The sequence below is a fragment of the Cupriavidus plantarum genome (genome assembly GCF_905397285.1).
GTDB classification, from domain to species: Bacteria; Pseudomonadota; Gammaproteobacteria; order Burkholderiales; family Burkholderiaceae; genus Cupriavidus; species Cupriavidus plantarum.
On record NZ_CAJPUX010000004.1, the window covers coordinates 47,575 to 66,337 of the forward strand.

The 18,763-nt window shown below is 65.3% G+C and carries 20 protein-coding genes; 11 read left to right on the plus strand and 9 right to left on the minus strand.

From position 1 onward, the window contains the following. Nucleotides 1–82 precede the first annotated feature (82 nt). Both KHP16_RS17820 and KHP16_RS17825 read left to right on the plus strand, forming a co-directional pair. Nucleotides 83–733, plus strand: a complete 651-nt coding sequence (locus tag KHP16_RS17820; RefSeq protein ID WP_121492808.1) for an FMN-binding negative transcriptional regulator — start codon at nucleotides 83–85, stop codon at nucleotides 731–733. A 232-nt stretch (nucleotides 734–965) separates the two neighbouring features. After that, nucleotides 966–2,375 (plus strand): amidase, encoded by a 1,410-nt coding sequence (locus KHP16_RS17825; RefSeq protein WP_211960787.1) that lies wholly within the window; start codon nucleotides 966–968, stop codon nucleotides 2,373–2,375. Between the two features lie 6 nt (nucleotides 2,376–2,381). Here the strand turns inward: KHP16_RS17825 and KHP16_RS17830 are convergent, their stop codons facing one another. The 5 genes from KHP16_RS17830 to KHP16_RS17850 form a co-directional block, all read right to left on the minus strand. Next, nucleotides 2,382–3,188 (minus strand): ABC transporter ATP-binding protein, encoded by an 807-nt coding sequence (locus KHP16_RS17830; protein ID WP_211960788.1) that lies wholly within the window; start codon nucleotides 3,186–3,188, stop codon nucleotides 2,382–2,384. Then, the gene (locus KHP16_RS17835; RefSeq protein WP_211960789.1) at nucleotides 3,185–3,964 is read right to left on the minus strand and encodes an ABC transporter permease; all 780 of its coding nucleotides are present in this window, start codon (nucleotides 3,962–3,964) and stop codon (nucleotides 3,185–3,187) included. The genes KHP16_RS17830 and KHP16_RS17835 overlap by 4 nt, the downstream gene beginning before the upstream one ends. A gap of 4 nt (nucleotides 3,965–3,968) precedes the next feature. After that, entirely contained in the window at nucleotides 3,969–4,997 is a 1,029-nt protein-coding gene (locus tag KHP16_RS17840; protein WP_211960790.1) for a taurine ABC transporter substrate-binding protein, read from the minus strand. A 130-nt stretch (nucleotides 4,998–5,127) separates the two neighbouring features. Then, entirely contained in the window at nucleotides 5,128–6,048 is a 921-nt protein-coding gene (locus KHP16_RS17845; RefSeq protein WP_211960791.1) for a pyridoxal-phosphate dependent enzyme, read from the minus strand. A gap of 81 nt (nucleotides 6,049–6,129) precedes the next feature. After that, on the minus strand, nucleotides 6,130–6,942 hold the full coding sequence (locus tag KHP16_RS17850) for a YggS family pyridoxal phosphate-dependent enzyme (RefSeq protein WP_211960792.1): 813 nt from the start codon (nucleotides 6,940–6,942) through the stop codon (nucleotides 6,130–6,132). Between the two features lie 178 nt (nucleotides 6,943–7,120). Here KHP16_RS17850 and KHP16_RS17855 point away from each other — a divergent pair, with 178 nt between their 5' ends. Genes KHP16_RS17855 through KHP16_RS17875 form a run of 5 tightly spaced genes read left to right on the plus strand, consistent with a single transcriptional unit; the run spans nucleotide 7,121 to nucleotide 11,948 of the window. After that, nucleotides 7,121–7,888, plus strand: coding sequence for a DeoR/GlpR family DNA-binding transcription regulator (locus KHP16_RS17855; RefSeq protein ID WP_211960793.1), 768 nt, complete (start codon nucleotides 7,121–7,123; stop codon nucleotides 7,886–7,888). 39 nt (nucleotides 7,889–7,927) lie between these two features. Beyond that, nucleotides 7,928–8,914, plus strand: a complete 987-nt coding sequence (locus tag KHP16_RS17860; protein ID WP_211960794.1) for an ABC transporter ATP-binding protein — start codon at nucleotides 7,928–7,930, stop codon at nucleotides 8,912–8,914. A 55-nt stretch (nucleotides 8,915–8,969) separates the two neighbouring features. After that, nucleotides 8,970–10,265, plus strand: coding sequence for an ABC transporter substrate-binding protein (locus KHP16_RS17865; protein WP_115955165.1), 1,296 nt, complete (start codon nucleotides 8,970–8,972; stop codon nucleotides 10,263–10,265). Between the two features lie 4 nt (nucleotides 10,266–10,269). Continuing rightward, on the plus strand, nucleotides 10,270–11,142 hold the full coding sequence (locus KHP16_RS17870) for a carbohydrate ABC transporter permease (RefSeq protein WP_121492814.1): 873 nt from the start codon (nucleotides 10,270–10,272) through the stop codon (nucleotides 11,140–11,142). Continuing rightward, the gene (locus KHP16_RS17875) at nucleotides 11,139–11,948 is read left to right on the plus strand and encodes a carbohydrate ABC transporter permease (protein ID WP_211960795.1); all 810 of its coding nucleotides are present in this window, start codon (nucleotides 11,139–11,141) and stop codon (nucleotides 11,946–11,948) included. Before KHP16_RS17870 ends, KHP16_RS17875 begins: the two co-directional genes overlap by 4 nt. Nucleotides 11,949–11,980: 32 nt before the next feature. Here the strand turns inward: KHP16_RS17875 and KHP16_RS17880 are convergent, their stop codons facing one another. From KHP16_RS17880 to KHP16_RS17890, 3 genes are all read right to left on the minus strand, one after another. Then, the gene (locus KHP16_RS17880) at nucleotides 11,981–13,450 is read right to left on the minus strand and encodes a LamG-like jellyroll fold domain-containing protein (RefSeq protein ID WP_211960796.1); all 1,470 of its coding nucleotides are present in this window, start codon (nucleotides 13,448–13,450) and stop codon (nucleotides 11,981–11,983) included. A 310-nt stretch (nucleotides 13,451–13,760) separates the two neighbouring features. Beyond that, nucleotides 13,761–14,285, minus strand: coding sequence for a GNAT family N-acetyltransferase (locus tag KHP16_RS17885; protein WP_211960797.1), 525 nt, complete (start codon nucleotides 14,283–14,285; stop codon nucleotides 13,761–13,763). A 60-nt stretch (nucleotides 14,286–14,345) separates the two neighbouring features. Beyond that, on the minus strand, nucleotides 14,346–15,260 hold the full coding sequence (locus tag KHP16_RS17890; RefSeq protein ID WP_211960798.1) for a LysR family transcriptional regulator: 915 nt from the start codon (nucleotides 15,258–15,260) through the stop codon (nucleotides 14,346–14,348). A gap of 93 nt (nucleotides 15,261–15,353) precedes the next feature. Here KHP16_RS17890 and KHP16_RS17895 point away from each other — a divergent pair, with 93 nt between their 5' ends. From KHP16_RS17895 to KHP16_RS17905, 3 genes are read left to right on the plus strand one after another with little or no spacing between them, the layout of a single operon-like run. Continuing rightward, a complete protein-coding gene (locus KHP16_RS17895; RefSeq protein ID WP_211960799.1) occupies nucleotides 15,354–15,938 on the plus strand; it encodes a VOC family protein in 585 nt (194 codons plus the stop codon). Beyond that, on the plus strand, nucleotides 15,935–16,402 hold the full coding sequence (locus tag KHP16_RS17900; protein ID WP_211960800.1) for a hypothetical protein: 468 nt from the start codon (nucleotides 15,935–15,937) through the stop codon (nucleotides 16,400–16,402). Before KHP16_RS17895 ends, KHP16_RS17900 begins: the two co-directional genes overlap by 4 nt. Then, nucleotides 16,399–16,905, plus strand: a complete 507-nt coding sequence (locus KHP16_RS17905; protein ID WP_244835861.1) for a nuclear transport factor 2 family protein — start codon at nucleotides 16,399–16,401, stop codon at nucleotides 16,903–16,905. Before KHP16_RS17900 ends, KHP16_RS17905 begins: the two co-directional genes overlap by 4 nt. 5 nt (nucleotides 16,906–16,910) lie before the next feature. On the opposite strand, the gene KHP16_RS17910 is transcribed toward KHP16_RS17905, so the two are convergent. Beyond that, complete coding sequence (locus KHP16_RS17910) at nucleotides 16,911–17,372, minus strand: Lrp/AsnC family transcriptional regulator (RefSeq protein ID WP_109584610.1); 462 nt, start codon at nucleotides 17,370–17,372, stop codon at nucleotides 16,911–16,913. Nucleotides 17,373–17,536: 164 nt separating this feature from the next. On the opposite strand from KHP16_RS17910, the gene KHP16_RS17915 reads away from it, so the two are divergent. Further along, complete coding sequence (locus tag KHP16_RS17915) at nucleotides 17,537–18,760, plus strand: diaminopropionate ammonia-lyase (RefSeq protein WP_211960801.1); 1,224 nt, start codon at nucleotides 17,537–17,539, stop codon at nucleotides 18,758–18,760. Nucleotides 18,761–18,763: the final 3 nt, after the last annotated feature.

Sequence of the window (18,763 nt, forward strand, 5' to 3'; positions counted from 1 at the left end):
AAATCACCTCAAAATGGCCCTTCACGGTGACACGTTGCGCGGCCATCATGCAGCCAGACCACGTCCCCAAGCGGAAGCGAACATGTACGTCCCTGCCCATTTCGAAGCCACCAACGTCGAAGATCTGCATCGCCTGATGCGCGATTTTCCGTTCGCGATCCTGATGACCCACGGCACGGCGGGACTCGATGCCAATCACCTGCCCTTCGAGCTCGATGCGGACGCCGGCAGGCACGGCGTGCTCCACGCCCACGTCGCGCGCAACAATCCCGTGTGGCAGGACGTGAAAACCGGTGACGACGTGCTCGTCGTGTTTCGCGCCGAAGACGCGTACATTTCGCCGAACTGGTATCCGAGCAAGCAAGAGACCCACAAGGCGGTGCCGACATGGAACTACCGCGTGGTCCACGCGCACGGCAAGATCACGATTCGCGACGATGAGCGCTATGTGCGCGGTGTCGTCGCCAAGCTCACGCGCAAGCATGAAGCGACGCAGCCCAAACCATGGAAGATGGGCGACGCACCGGCCGACTTCCTGGATCAGATGCTCAAGGCGATCGTTGGCATCGAGGTAGAGATCGAGCAACTCGTCGGCAAGTTCAAGCTCAGCCAGAACCGTGACGTGCGCGACAAGCTCAGCACCGGGGAAGCGCTCAAGGCGCAGGGTCACGTGGCCATCGGGCAGGCGCTGCTGGATGCGATTCCCGATGCGGCGATGAACCCGCAGCGTTGATCCCGCAGCGTTGATCCCGCAGCGTTGATCCCGCAGCGTTGATCCCGCAGCGCTGACCCGGCGGCGCCCGGCCACAGGCGCCGCCTTCGATACCTTCCCCCTCGACAGAAAAGCAGTTGACGTGCCGGGGCGGACCGTCTATCTTTCCCCCTAACAAACGTTAGGTAGGCAAATTGCTAAACCCCGGGGCCGCCGCGTTTGTGCCGACCAACACATTCACGAGGCCAACCCCATGACATCCGAACTCGTTTATCACGACGCCACCAGGCTTGCCGAACTCATCCGTACCAGAGAGGTTTCGCCAGTGGAGGTGGTGCAGGCCCACCTCGATCGCATTCAGGCGGTGGATCCCAAGGTCAATGCCATCGTCACGATTGCCGACGATGCGCTGCAGGCCGCGCGGGCGGCCGAAGCCGCCGTGCTGGACGGCGCGCCGCTAGGGCCCATGCATGGCGTGCCATTCACGGCAAAGGACTCCATCGACACGGCCGGCGTGCTGACGCAGCGCGGATCGCCGATCTTCAAAGGGCGGGTGCCGGATGCGGATGCGACGAGCGTCGCGCGCCTCAAGGCCGCGGGAGGCATTCTGCTCGCGAAAACCAACCTGCCGGAGTTCTCCTACTGGATAGAAAGCGACAACCTGTTGTCGGGCCGGTCGAACAACCCGTGGGATCTCGAACGGACGCCGGGCGGCTCTAGCGGCGGCGAATCCGCGGCGATTGCGGCGGGCATGTCGCCCCTCGGTCTCGGCACCGATCTCGCGATCTCGGTACGCGGCCCCGCCGCGCAGACCGGCATCGTGTCGCTCAAGGCGACGCACGGCCGCGTGCCGATGACCGGCATCTGGCCGCGCGCGCCGCGCCGATTCTGGCATGTCGGCCCAATGGCGCGATCGATTCGCGACCTCGCCATGGCCTTCTCGCAGCTGTCCGGCCCCGATGGCCTCGACGCGTTCGCCACCAGTACCGTGCCGTACGACGCGGGCATCGGCCGCGCGCCCGATCGCCAGCTACGCGTGGGCTGGCTTGTCGAGCCGGGCTTTGGCCCGATCGACCCGGAGGTCGGCGCCACGGTCCGCGCCGCCGCGGACGCCCTGCGCGATGCGGGCGCCTTCGTCGAGCCCGTACGCATTCCCGCGCTCGAGCGCGACTTCGCACTGGACGTATTCAACAAGCTGCACGTCATGGAGATGAAGCCCGCGTTCCGCGCCGCAACGGCGGGGCGCCGCGACGACGAGCTCTACATGATGGCGAAGACCATGCTGTCGTTACCGGACACCTCGCTGGAGGACTACATCGAGGCCGAACAGGCCGCGGAACGCCTCCGCGATGGCTATGCCGAGTATTTCTCGCGGTACGACGCGCTCATTACCCCCGTGCTGCCGATTCCCGCGCACAAGCATGGCCAGTCGTCGTTCACGATCAATGGCCAGACCGTCGGCGCCACCTATCTGCAAGGCGCCACGGTTCCCTTGAACGTGACCGGACTGCCCGGCCTGTCGATGCGGTTCGGCACGAGTCGCGAAGGTTTGCCGATCAACGTGCAGTTGGTGGGGAAATGGCAGGCGGAGTCCACGCTGCTGCATCTGGCATCGCTGCTGGAGTCGGTCAGCCCTGTGCGGGATCTGCGTCCGGCGCTTTAAGCGACATCAAGCAACTTTCAGCGGCTGCATCGCTTCCAGGTGCCTGCGTGCCTCCTCTCTGACCCGATGCAACGCATGCGCGCGCAGGGCGCCATACTGGGCATTCGTCGCCAGCGCTTCGGCATCGCGCGGATAGGCGAACGGCACACGGATCTCCTCGCGAATGCGACCGGGGCGCGCCGACATGACCAGGATGCGCGTGCCCAGCAGCAGCGCTTCATCGACGTCGTGCGTCACGAACAGGATCGTCGTCCGGCGCTGCGCCCAGGTACGCAGCAGCAGTTCCTGCATCAAGGCGCGCGTCTGCGCATCGAGCGCGCCGAACGGTTCGTCCATCAGCAGGATGTCCGGCTGCATGATCCACGCGCGTGCTAGCGCCACGCGCTGGCGCATGCCGCCGGACAACTCCCACGGCGAGGCATCGCGGTACGGCAGCAGCCCCATCTGCCAGAGTAGTTCCTCGGCTTGCGCCGCATACTCGGCCTCCGGCGTGCCCCGCATGCGCGCGCCAAAGGTCACGTTGCCCCAGACGTTCAGCCATGGATACAGCATCGGCTGCTGGAAGACCATGCCGCGCTCGGGAGAAGGCCCCTCGATGGTCCGGCCGTTGCTGGCCACGCGCCCCGCAAGCGGACGCTCGAAGCCCGCTATCAGATTGAGAATGGTCGACTTGCCGCAGCCGGAAGGACCGAGCAGGACGACGAACTCGCCCTCGTCGATACCCAGGTTGACGCGTTCCAATACCGGCGGCGTGGCCACCTTCCCTTCCGCGCCAAACGTGAACGTCACGTCGTCCAGAACGATATGTGTCATGCCTTGCCCGCCCACGGAACGATCCACTTCTGCAATGCCACCAGCGCCACGTCGAGCGCGTAGCCCACGATGCCGAGGATCAGGATGCCGATCATCACCACGTCGGTCCGAAGGTAGGACCCCGCGTTGACGATCATCCAGCCGACACCCGCGCTCGATGCCACCAGCTCCGCCGCGACCAGCGCCGTCCAGCCGATGCCGATCGACAGCCGGATGGTCGTGAACAGGTCGCCCGCGCAATGCGGAAACACGACGCGCCAGAACACCTGACGGCGGTTGAGCCCCAGCGTCTGCGCGACGCGGATATACCCCTCCGACACGCCGCGCACGGCGGCGGCGGCGCCTACCAGCACATTGAGGAATGTGGCGATGAAGATCAGGAAGAACTTCGACGCCTCGTCGATGCCGAGCCACACGATGGTCAGCGGAATCAGCGCGATCTTCGGCAACGGCCGCAGGAATTGCACGAACGGATTCAGCGCCGCAGCCAGCGTCTCGCTGCGTCCCATCAACAGGCCCAGCGGCACGCCAATGACGATGGACGCGACAAAGGCCGATGCGGCACGCGCGAGGCTGATCCCCACATGCTTCCACAGCGGAATCTGCCCATAACCGTCATGCCACAGATGCGACAACGATACGGCAAGCTCGGTGGGCGGCGGCAGGAATAGCGCGTCCACCCATCCGCGGCTTCCCGCGACCTGCCATAGCGCGAGCACGGCAACGACTGCCGCCGTGCTCACGGCCAGGCTGGAATACCGGCGATCCAGCACCATGCGCTTACTTGTCCGACTTGATCTGCTGCGCGAGCTTCAGATACCGGGGGTTAATGGCGTTCGCGAACGACGCCGGAATGTCTTGCTTGCGAATCTGGTCGATGCTGCCGAGGAACTCCGCGGTCTTCCGCACGGCACCGGCCAGCGTGCTGCTGTCTGGGCTGCTGCCATCGCCGAACCACTGCGGCTTGAGCTGATCCGCGATCGTTGGGTACTCGTTGCCGTTGATGGAATCCGTCACCGCCGCAGGCGTCGAGCCGAGTTCCTTCGCGATGGCTTCGGCGACTGCCTGCGGGTTCTTGCGATAGTTCGCGACCTGCTGTTCCAGCACGAGCAACAGCTTTGCCACCAGTTCCGGATGCTTCTCGCCGAACGCCTTGCTGACCGAGATGCCGTTGAAGATCAGATAGCCGTCCTTCTTCAGGTCCTTCGTGTAGAAGATCGGCTGCCCGCCATTGGCTTCCAGCGTCGAGTTGAATGGCGCCCAGACGTACCCGGCATCCACGTCGCCACGGCGCCATGCGGCGACGAGCTCGTCCGGCTTGAGCGGCACGAAACGGATCTTCGACCGGTCGATCTTGTTGAGCTGGATCGCGGTGTCGAGCGCATATTGGGCCGTGGAGTTGGCGGGATAGCCGACGGTATGCCCCGCGAGATCGTTCAGCGAGTTGATGTTCTTGCTCTTGCGCGCCACCAGCCGCTCGTAGGTCGCGATGTCGGCGGACACCCCGGCCAGCTCGATCGGCAGCTTGCGCACGATGGCGGAGACGGTGGGGCTCGAACCGAAGTTGGCGATATCGACGCTGTTGCTTGCGAAGAGATTCAGCACATCCGCGCCCGTGCCGAACTGCACCCACTTGACCGGCACGCCGAGCGCCTTCTCGAGCGAGCCATCGACCTTGGCGTTGACGATCAGCTGCGCGCCGCCGCTGTAGGCGATCCGGACTTCCTTCGGCAAGGGCTCGGCGGCCACAGTACTCGCCAGGGCAAAGGCAGCGCTGGCGACGAGCCAGTTGCGAAACGATGTTTTCATGGGGCGGTGGCAGGAATGATTGGGGCGTCCATGCTATGAAGGAAACCCGCGTGCCACAACGAATCGAATCAGATATCCACATGTGGCGCCCATGTCGCGCCTTCATCGTTTCGCGCATAAGCGCCGGTGGTCAAGCCAGCGTGCGCGCCCACTCCTGCAGTTGTGCCAGCGTTGCCACCACCCCGCCGCATACGACGATGAGGATCGTTTCCGCCTCGGCCAGTGCCGGGGAACGCTTCTCGGCGGCGGCCAATGCCGCGCCGCAGGCGGGTTCCACGAGCAGACGATGGTCCTCGAGCAGCTGAAGCGCGGCGGTCACCGCCTCACGGTCGGACACCTCGACGCTGGAGACCGGCAGGCGCCGGCTCCAGGCGAATGCCTCGGTGGCAGGACGCTTGGCCGCCAGCGACGTCGCGATGCCCGTCACCGCGGGCAGTTCCACGACGGCGCCCGCTTCGAGCGATCGGGCGAACGAGGCGGTGCCATGCGTTTCCGCCGCGACCAGCGGCACATCGTGCCAGCTCTGCCGGTGCATCCCCTCGGCCACGCCGCTCAGCAGACCGCCGCCACCGACCGACAGCACGACCGCATCCGGGCGGACGCCGGCTTCGGCGACTTCGTCGACGAGCGAGGCATGGCCGCTCCACAGCAGCGGATCGTCGAACGGGTGGATGAAGGCGGTGTGCGCGTCGAGCTTCGACTGAGCCAGCGCATTCGCCTCGGCCCACGATTGCCCGTGAACGATGACCTCGGCGCCTTCCAGGCGGAGCAGTTCGAGCGCGCGCGCCGACGTGGTTTCCGGCACGACCACGGTGACGGGGATGTTCAGCATGCGGCCGCAGTAGGCAACCGCGACGCCCGCATTGCCGCCCGACGACGAGACGAAGCGCCGCGCGCCGCGTTCGGCGTGCGTCATGCACGCGTGGCCGACGCCGCGAAGCTTGAACGAGCCGCTCGGCTGTAGCGCCTCCAGCTTGAGCCAGACGGTTTTCCCGAGGCGCGCGGACATCGGGAGGGAATGCAGGAGGGGGGTACGAATATGGAGCGGCATGCTGGGAACGGAATCGATGCGGGATGACGACGTTGGCCGGCGCGATGGAAAGACATCGGCGCGCCAACGCGCATTATGCCGTCATGCGCGCGCCGCCTCGGCGGTCGGCCAATAGTGGCTGTCCGGCGTCGCGCGCGCGCCGAAGATCGCCTGCCCGACGCGCACGACGGTCGCGCCCTCCTCGATGGCGATCTCGAAGTCGCCGGACATGCCCATCGACAGCGCGTCGAGCGCGACGCCCGCGGGCACATCGTGACGCAGCCGATCGCGCAGCCCGCGCAGTTGCACGAAGCAGGTCCGCACGCGCTCCGCCTCCGCCGATAACATCGCCAGGGTCATCAGTCCCTTCACGCGCAGGCTGGAGAACGCCGGCAGTTCGCGCAGGAACGCGGCGACGTCACCGGGCGCGAGACCGTACTTGCTGTCCTCGCCCGAGGTGTTCACCTGCACGAATACATCCAGCCCGCGGCCTTCGGCCTGTAGCCGCCGGTCGAGCGCCTCGGCCACCCGCAGGCTGTCGAGCGCCTGGAACTCGCTGGCGAACTGCGCCACGAGCTTTGCCTTGTTCGTTTGCAGATGGCCGATCACCGACCATTGGAGATCCGGAAGACCGCGCATCGACTCCCATTTGCGATGGGCTTCCTGCGGCTTGTTCTCGCCGAGCATCTGGCAGCCGGCCGCATGGGCCAGCCTCAGGATGGCTTCCGGCTTGGTCTTGCTGACCGGCAGCAGCCGTACGCCGGCAGGATCGCGACCCACGCGCTGACAGGCGGCCGCGATGCGCGCCCGCACCGCCGCAAGGTTGGCGCGGAAGTCGTCCACCGACGTGGCTTGCGGCCATTGGTTGTGGAGAGCGTGGAGGGTGCCGGTTGGCGGCGCGTTCAGCGATGACATGACAAGCCTCTTTCGATGCGGTGGCCCAGTATCGCGCGGGCGATGCGCCGCAATCCATCCATTCGTACACGGTTACTACCAATTCGTCCACGGTGCGTCTCACGCGCGCGGGCGTCATCCAAGTGACATATTGCCCGCTTACATTTTCATTCGAACGCACGACATGATCGAATGAGCCATGAGCTTAACCCCGCGCCAGCGCGAGATCTTCGGCTGGCTCAACGACGCTGGCTACCTGAGCACCGAACAGCTCGCCAGCCGCTTTGGCGTGAGTACGCAGACAATTCGCCGCGACATCAACGAGCTCAGCGTGCAGGGTCTCGCGCGGCGGACGCATGGCGGATTGAGTCTTTCGGCCAGCCAGCACAATCTTAGCTACCTGCAACGCAGCGCCAACCACGTCGAACGCAAGCGCCGCATCGCCGCGGTGGCTATCGCGATGCTGGAGGCGGACTCGACGGTGTTCCTGGGCTACGGCACGACCGTGGCGGACTTCGCGCGGGCCTTGCCGGCCGATCTGCCCTTGCGCGTCGTGACGAACAACCTCGGGGCCGTTCATGCGCTTGCCGACAAGCCACGCATCGAGACATGGGTGGCCGGCGGTCGCCTGCGCGCGGGCGACCTCGACGTCATGGGCAGCGCGTCGCTCGACTTTCTGCGCCGTTTTCGCGCGCACGTCGCGGTCTGCAGCGCGGCGGGCTTCGACGAAGACGGGGCCTTCTACGAATTTCAGCCCGAAGAGGCGGAGCTGAGCCGCGTGCTGCTGTCGAACAGCCACGTGCGCATGCTGCTGCTCGACAGCAGCAAGTATCTACACAACGCTCCGTGCCGCGTCGCCACGCTGCATGACGTCGATCACCTATACACCGATCACGAGGCAACCGATGTGCTTGCCACGCTGCCTTCGCTTTGCGAGCAGGCGAACGTCGCGCTGCATCTCTGCTGACCGCCCCCTGCTAACCGGACCGCTCCCCCTCCCACTGCCATGGCTTATCTGCGACTCGAACGGCTGCGACAGCGCTTCGGCGATCACGACGTGCTGCGCGGCATCGATCTCGAAATCGAACGTGGTGAATTCATCGCGCTGCTCGGCGCTTCGGGCTGCGGCAAGACTACGCTGCTGCGGCTGATTGCCGGCCTCGACCGCCCTGCCGAAGGCAGCATCCACATCGATGGCCGCGATGTCACGGCGCTCGACCCCGCGCAGCGGCTGCTCAGCATGGTGTTCCAGTCGTACGCGTTATTTCCCCACCTCAGCGTGGCGGACAACATCGTGTTCGGCCTGCGCGCGCGCAGGGTAGAACGCAACGAGCAGGCACGCCGCCTTCAACACGCCGCCGATCTGCTGGGACTCGGCACGCTGCTCGCTCGCAAACCCGGTGCGCTGTCCGGCGGGCAGAAGCAGCGCGTGGCGCTGGCCCGCGCGATCGTGTCGCAGCACCCGCTATGCCTGATGGACGAACCGCTGTCGAACCTCGATGCGCAACTGCGCGCGGAGATGCGCGCCGAGTTACGCAAGCTCCAGCAGCAACTTGGCCTCACAGTGGTCTACGTCACCCACGATCAGGTGGAAGCGATGAGCATGGCCGACCGGATCGTGCTGATGCATCAGGGCCAGATCGCGCAGCTTGGTACGCCGGCGCAGCTTTATGACCAGCCGGCGACGCCCGTGGTGGCCCGCTTTATCGGCCAGCCGCCGATGAACCTGATTCGCCTGCCCGGCGCCAGCGCGTGGACGGGCGTGCGGCCGGAACACATCGAATTTGGCGGTGGACATGCGGCTGTCGTGACACGCGCCGAGTATCACGGTGCGGACACGCTGATCGAAGTCATGCTGCACGGCCAGCCGCTGCTTGTGCGGCATGCCGGCCGCGTCTCGATGGTGCCGGGTACGGCCCTGTCGCTGCGCTGGTCTCCCGACCGCGAGCATCGTTTTGCCATCGATCCGATGACCGCGCCATCCCTGCCCTGATCGCTGATTCCCGACTGCCTCTGCGTCATTCCCCCATCGTCATCAAGGAGCCACCATGTCGTTCAAAACCCGATGCCTGGCGCTTGCGCTCGGCGCTGTCGCAGGCCTGACCGGCCTGACCCCGCTTGCCGCGTCCGCCGCCCAGACCCAGGTCACGATGTACTACCCCGTGTCCGTCGGCGGCCCGCTCACGCAGGTCGTGGACAAGCTCGTGGGCGAGTTCGAGCAATCGAACCCCGACGTCAAGGTCAATGCGATCTATGCGGGCAACTATGACGATGCGCGCACGAAGGCGCTGGCCGCGCTCAAGGCCGGCACACCGGTGCAGACGTCCGTGCTGTTCTCCATCGACCTGCACGAACTGAAGGACATGGGTGTCATCCGCCCGTTCGACGACTTCGCCACGTCGCCCGACGACAAGCAGTGGCTGCAGAGCTTCTACCCCGGCCTGATGGACAATGGCCGCGCCGATGGCAAGACGTGGGGCATCCCGTTCCAGCGTTCCACCATCGTGATGTTCTACAACAAGGACGCGTTCCGCCAGGCCGGCCTCGATCCGAACAAGCCGCCGCGCACGTGGGCCGAGATGCGCGAAGCGGCGGCCAAGCTCGTGCAGCGCGATGGCGCCAACACGAACCGCTGGGGCGTGATGATCCCATCCACCGGTTACGCGTACTGGATGTTCGGCGCGCTGACCAAGCAGAACTCGCAGACGCTGATGAACTCCGCCGGCACGCGCACGATGTTCGACAGCCCGAAGGCCGTTCAGGCGCTCGAATTCTGGACTTCGCTGTCGAAGGACGGCCTGAGCCCGAAGGGTCTGATCGAGTGGGGCACGCTGCGCCAGAACTTCGTCGAAGGGAAGACCGCGATGATGTGGCACTCCACCGGCAACCTGACGGCCGTGCTCAAGGAAGCCAGGTTCGACGTGGGCGTGGCGCCTCTGCCCGGCAACACCGAGCCGGGCTCGCCTACCGGCGGCGGCAACTTCTATCTGTTCAAGAGCGGCAGCGATGCCGAGCAGCGCGCCGCGTTCCGCCTGGTCAAGTTCCTGACCGCGCCCGAGCGTTCGGCGCAATGGAGCGTGGCAACCGGCTACATGGGTGTGAGTGCCGCGAGTTACGAAACCCCGACGCTCAAGGACTATGCCGCCAAGGTGCCGCAGACCCTCGTGGCGCGTGACCAGCTGTCCGTGGCCACTGCCGAGCTCTCCACGCACCAGTCCGGCCGCGTGCGCAAGATGCTCGAGGACGCGCTGCAATCCGCCATCGCGGGTCAGCAGGAGCCGCGCGCGGCGCTGACCGGCGCGCAGGCACAGGCGGACCGTGTTCTGAAGCCCTACCAGCGTTGATGGCATGAGCCACCCTCGTCAAGCCGCGCAGGCGTGGCTCATGCTGTTGCCCGCGCTGGTCCTGCTGGCCGCGTTCACATACTGGCCCATCGCAGGCAGTCTCTGGCATAGCTTGCATACGCAGGCGCCGGGCCTGCCGGCCTCGTTCTCCGGTGCCGAGCAGTTCGCGGCGCTGCTCGACGATCCCGTCTTTCGGCAGGCGCTGCGCAATAACCTCTGGTATGCCCTGGTGACCGTGCCGGTGTCGGTCGTGCTGGCGCTCGCCATGGCCCTGTGGGTGAACCAAAGCTATGCGGGGCGCGGTCTGCTGCGTCTGGCGTTCTTCACGCCGACCGTGCTGCCGATGGTGGCGGCCGCAAACGTCTGGTTGTTCTTCTATGCACCGGATATCGGCCTGCTGAACCGGCTGCTGGGCGGCGTTGGCATTGCCGGACGCAACTGGCTCGGCGATACGGACACCGCGTTGCCGGCGCTGATGGTGGTGACCATCTGGAAGGAAGCGGGGTTCTTCATGATCTTCTACCTCGCGGCCCTGCAATCGATCTCGACGGAACTGCTCGATGCCGCGCGGCTCGAGTCGCCTTCCGCGTGGTATCGGCTGCGGCGCGTGGTGCTTCCCCTGCTCGCGCCCACCACGCTGTTCGTTGTAGTCAATGCGCTGATCAACGCGTTCAAGCTCGTCGACCACATCTTCGTGCTCACGCGCGGCGGCCCCAATAACGCGAGCACGCTGCTGCTGTACTACCTCTACGAAATCGCGTTCAAGTTTCAGGACGCGAGCTATGCGGGCGCGCTGACCGTGGTGCTGTTGGCCCTGCTTGCGCTCTGCTCCGCCATCCAGTTCTGGCTGTCCCGCAATCGCGTGCACTACCGATGACCGCTTTCCGCCATGCATTGATTCCCGCAGCCGCGCTGGTCGCCGGCCTGTTGTGGATTTCGCCGCTGCTGTTGCTGTGTTGGGGCGCCTTCCATCCCGGTGGCGAAGCCATGCGGCTGAGCTTCGCGACGCCCTGGGGGCTCGGCAATTTTTCGCAGGCGTGGCATGTGGCGCCGTTCGCGCGGTATCTGATGAACACCGTGGCCATCGTCACGCTGCTGCTCGTGTTGCAGCTCACCGTCTGCACGCTGGCGGCGTTTGCGCTCGCCCGCATGCGGTTCACAGGGCGCGGGATTGTCTTCGGTCTCGTGCTGTTGCAGCTGATGGTGATGCCCGAGGTGCTGATCGCCGAGAACTACCTCACGATCGCGCGGCTGGGTCAGGTGGACGCCTACCTTGGCGTGGCGCTGCCTTACGTCGCCAGCGCGTTCGGCATCTTTCTGCTGCGGCAGACCTTCATGACCGTGCCGCAGGAGCTCGAAGACGCCGCGCGCATCGAAGGCCTGAGCCGGCTCGGCATTCTGCTGAAGGTCTACGTGCCGCTCGCGCGACCGACTTACCTCGCCTATGCGCTGGTATCGATCAGCTACCACTGGAACAATTTCCTGTGGCCGCTCGTCGCCACGCAGACCGAGAAGAGCCGCCCCGTCACCGTCGGCATGGCGCTGTTTGCCGCGCCCGAGACGGGTGTCGATTGGGGCGTACTGTCGGCCGGGACCCTGCTCTGCGTCGGGCCGCTCGTGCTGGCCTTCCTGCTGTTCCAGCGGCAGTTCATGCAGTCGTTCATGCAGGCCGGCGTCAAGTAGCCGGCCCGCATGTCGTCCTCAGCGTTGCGCGATCAGTGGTCGCGCCAGCGCTGCACCATCACCTGCTGGATCTTTCCCTTGAAGAAGTAGCGGCGATCGGTCGCGCCCTGCGGGTCCGCGCCGATGACGATCGGGCTCGTGTTGAGGCCGACGCCGCCCGTGACGGAGACCGACGGCGTGCGCTCGACGTTGTTCACCCACAGGCGCACCGCGCCGTTGCCGTCATAGGCGCCGACGATGAAGTATGAGTCCGTCCCGTTGAACAGCGAGAGCGGCGCGGTCGCGTACTGGTAACCGCCGTTCACATAGACGCCGAAGCGCAGCAGCGTGCCGGCCTGCTCCAGTGCAAACCCGCCCGAATCGCTCTTCGCGACGATGGCCGCGGTCGCGCCGGATGTCAGGTCGTCGAAGTTGACCACCGCGCTGACCATGAAGCCGCCGTTGGTGTCGTTGTCGGCCTGCCATGTGGTGGCCGACTGCGCGCCCGTGAACACCATGCTGCCGCCCACGCGGTCTTCATCGGATGCCACCGACAGCAATTCGAGCGCCGGGGTCGCGGTGCCTTGTGCGATGGCGTAACGCGTCGCATTGGTACGCGCGTACGTCAGCGGCCAGGCGGTCTGCTGCGCCGTATTCATATGCACGAGCGAGGTCGGCTCGGCGATCAGCGCGCGGGCGGACGTCGCCATCGGGGTCGTGCCGCGGTCGTAGTCGCTCGTGATGAAGTCGACGTCCTCGCGCAGGGCCGACAGATACAGCTCGCCCATGTTCGCCGGCGTGGTGTAGACGCCCACGCCGAGGCCGAGCATCCTGGCCTGCATCAGCGCGCCGAACAGGCTTGTCATGCGGTACTCGAGTTCCACGCCGTCGAAGCCGAGACTCTTGGTCGTGCGGATGTTGTTGCGGATATCGCTTTCGATGAGCGTATGAAATCGCACGTAATCGCGAATGCTGGCGAACTCCGATTGCGCGAGCAGCGCCTTGGCGCGTACCAGGTGGTTGTGGCGGCCATCCATGAACGCCCGCAGGAACACCGGGCGGCCGGCCTTGGCGTACCCCCAGTCGCGAATCGACCGCAGCACGGAGAGCATCATCGCGTCGCTGGCGGCGGCGGTGGAATAACTCTCCTTGATCTCGAGGAACAGTAAGCGGTCGCTTTGCTGGAGATTGCTATTCGACAAGGCATCCACAAAGCTCCCGACCGCAACACCGCTGTCGGCGTGCTCGACATACACCTGCCCATACGCATGCGCGGTGAGGTCGAACTCGATCAAGTCGAACCCACGCGACAGCGCGGTGGCCACCTGCGCATTGGTGGCGGCGGTACTAGAGCCGTAGCAGTTATGGCAGGAAAGCGCCACGGTATTGCCCAGCGGCGACACTGGAAGCGCGCGGCTGACACCGCTCCAGTAAGTACTCGCCTGCACTGCAATCGGCGCCGCGCAAAGGAGCAGCGCTCCCGCGCGAATGAAACGTCGGTACAACTGGATGGCTCGGGGCATTCAGGATCTCGTCGTGTTGAAGGTTTGGGAACACGGACCCCGACGCGATGCATCCACTCCCAGCGGGCCCGCCACCACACAAGCTCCTGGCTCGGCGACCCGAGCCTCACTCATGTGACGCCACCGATTCTCGGCAGCGTTCGGGGCAGCGGTATGACGGGGAGGTGACGGCGATATGAAACCGGCGGGCTTTCGTTTGCTCACATGAGCGAGTCGCTAACCTGGATAGCGCAAACGCGCATCTTAGCTGTGCAGCTAAACTAGCCGTTTCGCCTAATATGATCTATGCGTATCTTATGGCCGCGAGCCGTCATATTTGCTTGTGATAGAACGTCGTCCCGCAAAAGCTGCCGTCCGGCATCAGCGCGTAGTTCGGCACGTCACCGACCCGTTCCCATCCCGCCCGCTTGTACAGTCGCTCGGCATCTCCACCGGTGACGGTGTCCAGCACGAGCACCGACTTGCCCGCGGCGCGGGCGGCCTCGTCGACGGCGGCGAGCAGGCGTTCGGCGATGCCTTGCCGGCGGGCGTTGCGGTGGACGAGCATCTTGGCGACGTCGGCGCGATGCGGTTGGTTCTCCGGCTGAGCCGTGATCAGCTGCACCGTCCCGACGACCCGGCCCTCGTGTTCGGCGACCAGCAATACCCGCTCATCGCGCACCACGCCTTCGGCGACCTGCCGCCAGAACCGCTGCGCCGTCTCCCTCGCGATCGGCAACATAAAACTGACCGAGGCCCCGCCCTCGACGCAATCGATGAGGACATCGGAAAGCGGATCGATGTAATCGCTTACCTCATCGGGACCGATACGGCGGACGGTAACAGCGGCATTCATGTGACGCTCCAAAGAAGAGGTGGGAGACAAGCGGACACTACGCGGACTGCCCGCTCTCCATCAAGGCCACTGCCATACCGGCTCGGCAAGATGCTCGGCGAAGAAGTCGGATAGCGCGCGGATCTTTGCGGGTCTTGAGCGGGCGGAGGGGGTGACGAAGTACAGGCCGCCGCGGGCCATGTGCCATTCGGGCAGGAGGCGTTCGAGGCGGCCGTCGGACAGGTATTCGCTGGCGATGAACTCTGGGAGTTCGGAGATGGCGAGGCCTTCGAGCAGGACCGGGATCATCGCTTCCGAGTTGGTCACGCGCAGCGGGCCGCGGGGGACCACGCTTTCCTGCGTGCCGTCGTCATGCGTGAATTTCCATTCCTGCGTGCGCGCCCGGTAGGCATAGCTGAGGCACGCGCGGCCCGCCAGGTCGCGCGGATGCTGCGGGCGGCCGTAGCGTTCGAGGTAGGAGGGCGACGCAACGAGGTACTGCGTCACGGTGCACAACTGCCGCGCCACCATCGAGGAGTCGGGCAATACGGCGATTCGTAATGCCGCATCGAAGCCATCGGCAATAAGGTCGACGGTGGCATCCGACAGATGGAGGTCGACGGACAGCTCCGGATAACGCTCGAGCAGCTTCGGCAACAGCGGCGCCACCCAGCGCATGCCGAACGCCATCGGCACAGCCAGCCGCACCAGCCCGCGCGGGCTCAGCGAGAGCTCCATGGCTTCGCTCTCCAGTTCCTCCGCCTGCCGATAAATCTCCCCCGCCTTGCTGGCCACGTTGTAGCCGAACTCGGTCAGCGACAGCTGCCGCGACGTTCGATTCAATAACCGCCCGCCCAGGCGCTCCTCCAGCCTGCCCACCGCGCGGGAGACGGTCGGCACCGACACGCCCATCAGCCGCGCGGCCGCCGCGAACGAGCCTTCTTCCGCCACCCGCGCGAACATGGCGATGCCTTCGAAATCCGGAAACTTGCTCATTTCAATTCTGCAACGATGCGTTTCTTCGGATTCTATTTTGAATGCGGCGCGTCGTCGATATGCTGCGAATACGACTCGCCGTTTAGATTTCTCATGACAAGCCTGAAGCTCGGCCTGCTGAGCGCCGCCATTGCGCTCGGCACCTCGGCCTATGCAACACCCTCCCCTATGGCCGCCGCCACCTCCGCCATCCCCGCTACGACCACCCTCCAGGTCTCGACCCTCGATCACGTCGGCATGAACGTCCCCGACATCGATGCCGCCGTGACGTTCTTTTCCGACCTGTTCGGCGCGCGGATCGTCTCCGACATGCACCCCGAAGGCATACCCGCCGCATGGAAGACCCAGTTCCGCTGGCGCCCGACCAGCGACCTGAAGCGGTTCGTCATGGTCCAGCTGACCGGCGGCCCGAAGGTCGAGCTCTTTCAGTATGAAGGACCGGACATCGACCGAAGCCATCCCCACGGAGACGACATCGGCGCCAGCCACATCGCACTGCGGACAGACGACATCGCGCGCAGCCTGTCGATCGTGAAAGCCAAAGGACTGAAGGTCCTCAACGAGCCGATCACCAATGCGGACGGCGTCAAGTGGTTCTACTTCCTGACACCGTGGGGCGCGCAGATCGAACTCGTCTCCTTTACCAACCCTTCCCACTCTCAAACCCGAACGCAATGACGCAGATCGGTAATATCCCCCCGGTGTCGCCGTGGACCCACACGGCCGCAGACCTCGGGACGACCAATGCATCGTCGCCCCCGGCAGCGGCAGCGGCAGCGGCAGATCATGACGTCCAGCACGCAGAGGGCGATGCGCGGAACGAGCCTTCCGCCGACAAGCCAGCGGCATCCGCTGGCGACGCCACCAAGAACAAGCAGGCCGAATCCGCGAAGGCGATCCGCGAGCAGATCGAACGCATGCAACAGCAGCTCGCCGAACTGATGGCGCACCTACAGGCCGTACGTGCCGGGCATACCGACGAGCGCCAAAAGTCGGCCATGCTCGGCGCGCTGGAAACGCAGGTCGCCATGCTGCAATCCTCGATCATGGTCGCAACGATGAAGCTGGCCGAAGCCATCGCGAACGAGGGCGGCAAGATCCTGGACAGCACCGGCGGGAACCCGCCGGCGTCGCGCACATGACCATCGGGCTGACGCGGCAGTTGCACACCCGCCGCCTCCGCGCGGCACCGCTGGCATTGCAGGCAGTGCTGGCACTGATGGCACCCCTTGCGACACCCTCTCTCCATGCCCATGAGGCAACGATCATGACCCATACCGCGTCCGACGCCGTAGACCTCGCCGCCATGCAGCGGCTGCTGGACCGGCATTTCGAAATCTGGAACGCGCCGGTATCGCCCGCCACCATGGCGAAGTTCCAGGACATCTATACCGCGGACTTCTTCGTCGCGGACGAGCACGGCAAGGGGGTTGGCTACGAGCAGGTGGCCAAACTGATCCAGAAGGTGCAGTCAGGCCATCCGGACTTCGTGTTCACGCCCGCGCCCGCGTCGTGGAATCACGGGCTGGGCCGCGTGACATGGGGGTACGGGCCGAGAAGCAACCCAAATCAGGTGCGCGGGGAAGACATCTTCACCATCGAGAATGGCAAGCTGTCCAGTGCGCGGGTGTTCCTGGATAAATAGAGGGTTCAGGCCAACGGTACCGCCAGACTGACCTTCGACCGCTGCATCGACACGTAGGTCTTGAATTGCCTGATATTGCCCGAGCCGAAGAACAACTCACGCGTCAGGCCTTCATACTCGGTCATGTCCTTCACGTTCATGATCAGCAGAAAATCGAAGTCGCCGGTGACGTAGTACACCTGCTGCACCTGCGGACAAGCCACGAACCGGTGGCGGACCTCGTCGAGCAGGTCGAGCCGTTCGTTCTCGACCTTGACCTCGACCAGAATCGTGATGGGCCGACCGACCGCCGTCGGATCCACCACGGCGACCGTCGCCGTGATGACACCTTCCGCCTCCAGCGCGGCAATCCTTCGGTTGACCGCCGAAGGCGAGAGATTGACCGCCTCCGACAGCTGCCGCTGCGACAGCTTGCTGTTTGCCTGCAGCAGGCTCAGCAGCTTGATGTCATAGGAATCCAGAACCATGGCGCATTGGGGGAGAAGATTGGCGAGAGAACGTCGTGACAACGCGATTTTGCACGTTTGTTCCGTTTCCCGCCGCCAAATCGATTCGGCCGTGCGCGACTGCGACGCTACGATGGATCCGGTACCCCCTTTCTCCTCCTTTCCACCGCCGGATACGCCCGACCATGCTTATCGCCAATCCCCACGCCTCGCGGAAGCCCTACCCTGCCGACCTGCGCCAGATCATGAACATGGCGGCCGCCGAAGAGAGCCTCAGGTGGCTCTCCGCATGGGACCGTATGTCCAGCGAACCGACGCCCATCCATGACCTTCCCGATCAGGCCGCACGTCTCGGCGTGGCGCAGATCCTTGTCAAGGACGAGTCGGTACGCTCGCCGCTCGGCAGCTTCAAGGCGCTGGGCGCCCCCGTCGCACTGCTTCGGCTCATCCGCCGTCGCTGGCCGGCACATGACATCGATCCCACGCAACTGATCCGCGGCGCATACGCCAGCCTCGTCAAGGACTTCACCGTCATCAGCGCGACGGATGGCAACCACGGCCGGGCGCTGGCCGCCGCGGCAAAGAGCGTCGGATGCGCCTGTGTGATCGTGCTGCATGCGAACGTCAGCGCGGAGCGCGAGGAAGCCATCGCCGCCTATGGCGCGAAGATCGTGCGCATCGCGGGCAACTATGACGCGTCGGTCGAAGAAGCTGCTCGCCTTGCGGCGGCGAACGGGTGGGAGGTCGTCTCGGATACCTCGTACGACGGTTACGAGGACATCCCGCGCGACGTGATGCAGGGCTATGGCGCGATCGCCGCCGAGGCAATTCGGCAACTGCGCGCGCCATTCACGCATGTCATCCTGCAAGGCGGTGTCGGCGGCATGGCCGCGGGCGTCATCAGCTATCTGTGGGAGCGCTATGGCGAAAAGCGCCCCACGTTCATCGTCGTGGAACCGCGGCAGGCCGACTGCCTCTACCAGAGCGCAAGGGTCGGCTATCCGGCCAAAGCGACAGGATCAGTCGATTCGGTGATGGCGGGACTCGCCTGCGGCGAAACGTCGCCGCTCGCATGGAAGTTCCTGAACGAGAGCGTCGACGTCTTTATGACCCTCTCCGACGACGATGCCGTCGCGGCGATGGTCACGCTCGCGGCGGGCGGCGCGCGTGACATCCCCATCGTCTCCGGCGAGTCCGGCGCCGCGGGGTTCGCGGGGCTCGCGGTCTTGTGCGCGGATCCCGCACTGCGGCAGGAGGTCGGCCTCGATGCGAACTCTCGCGTCCTGCTCGTCAGCACGGAAGGCGCCACCGCGCCGCAGGTCTATCGGGAACTCGTTGGCGAGTCCGCGGACGCCATCATCGCGCGCCAGATCGTGCACCAGACCGCGCATCGGCAGCGCGACGTCTAGGAT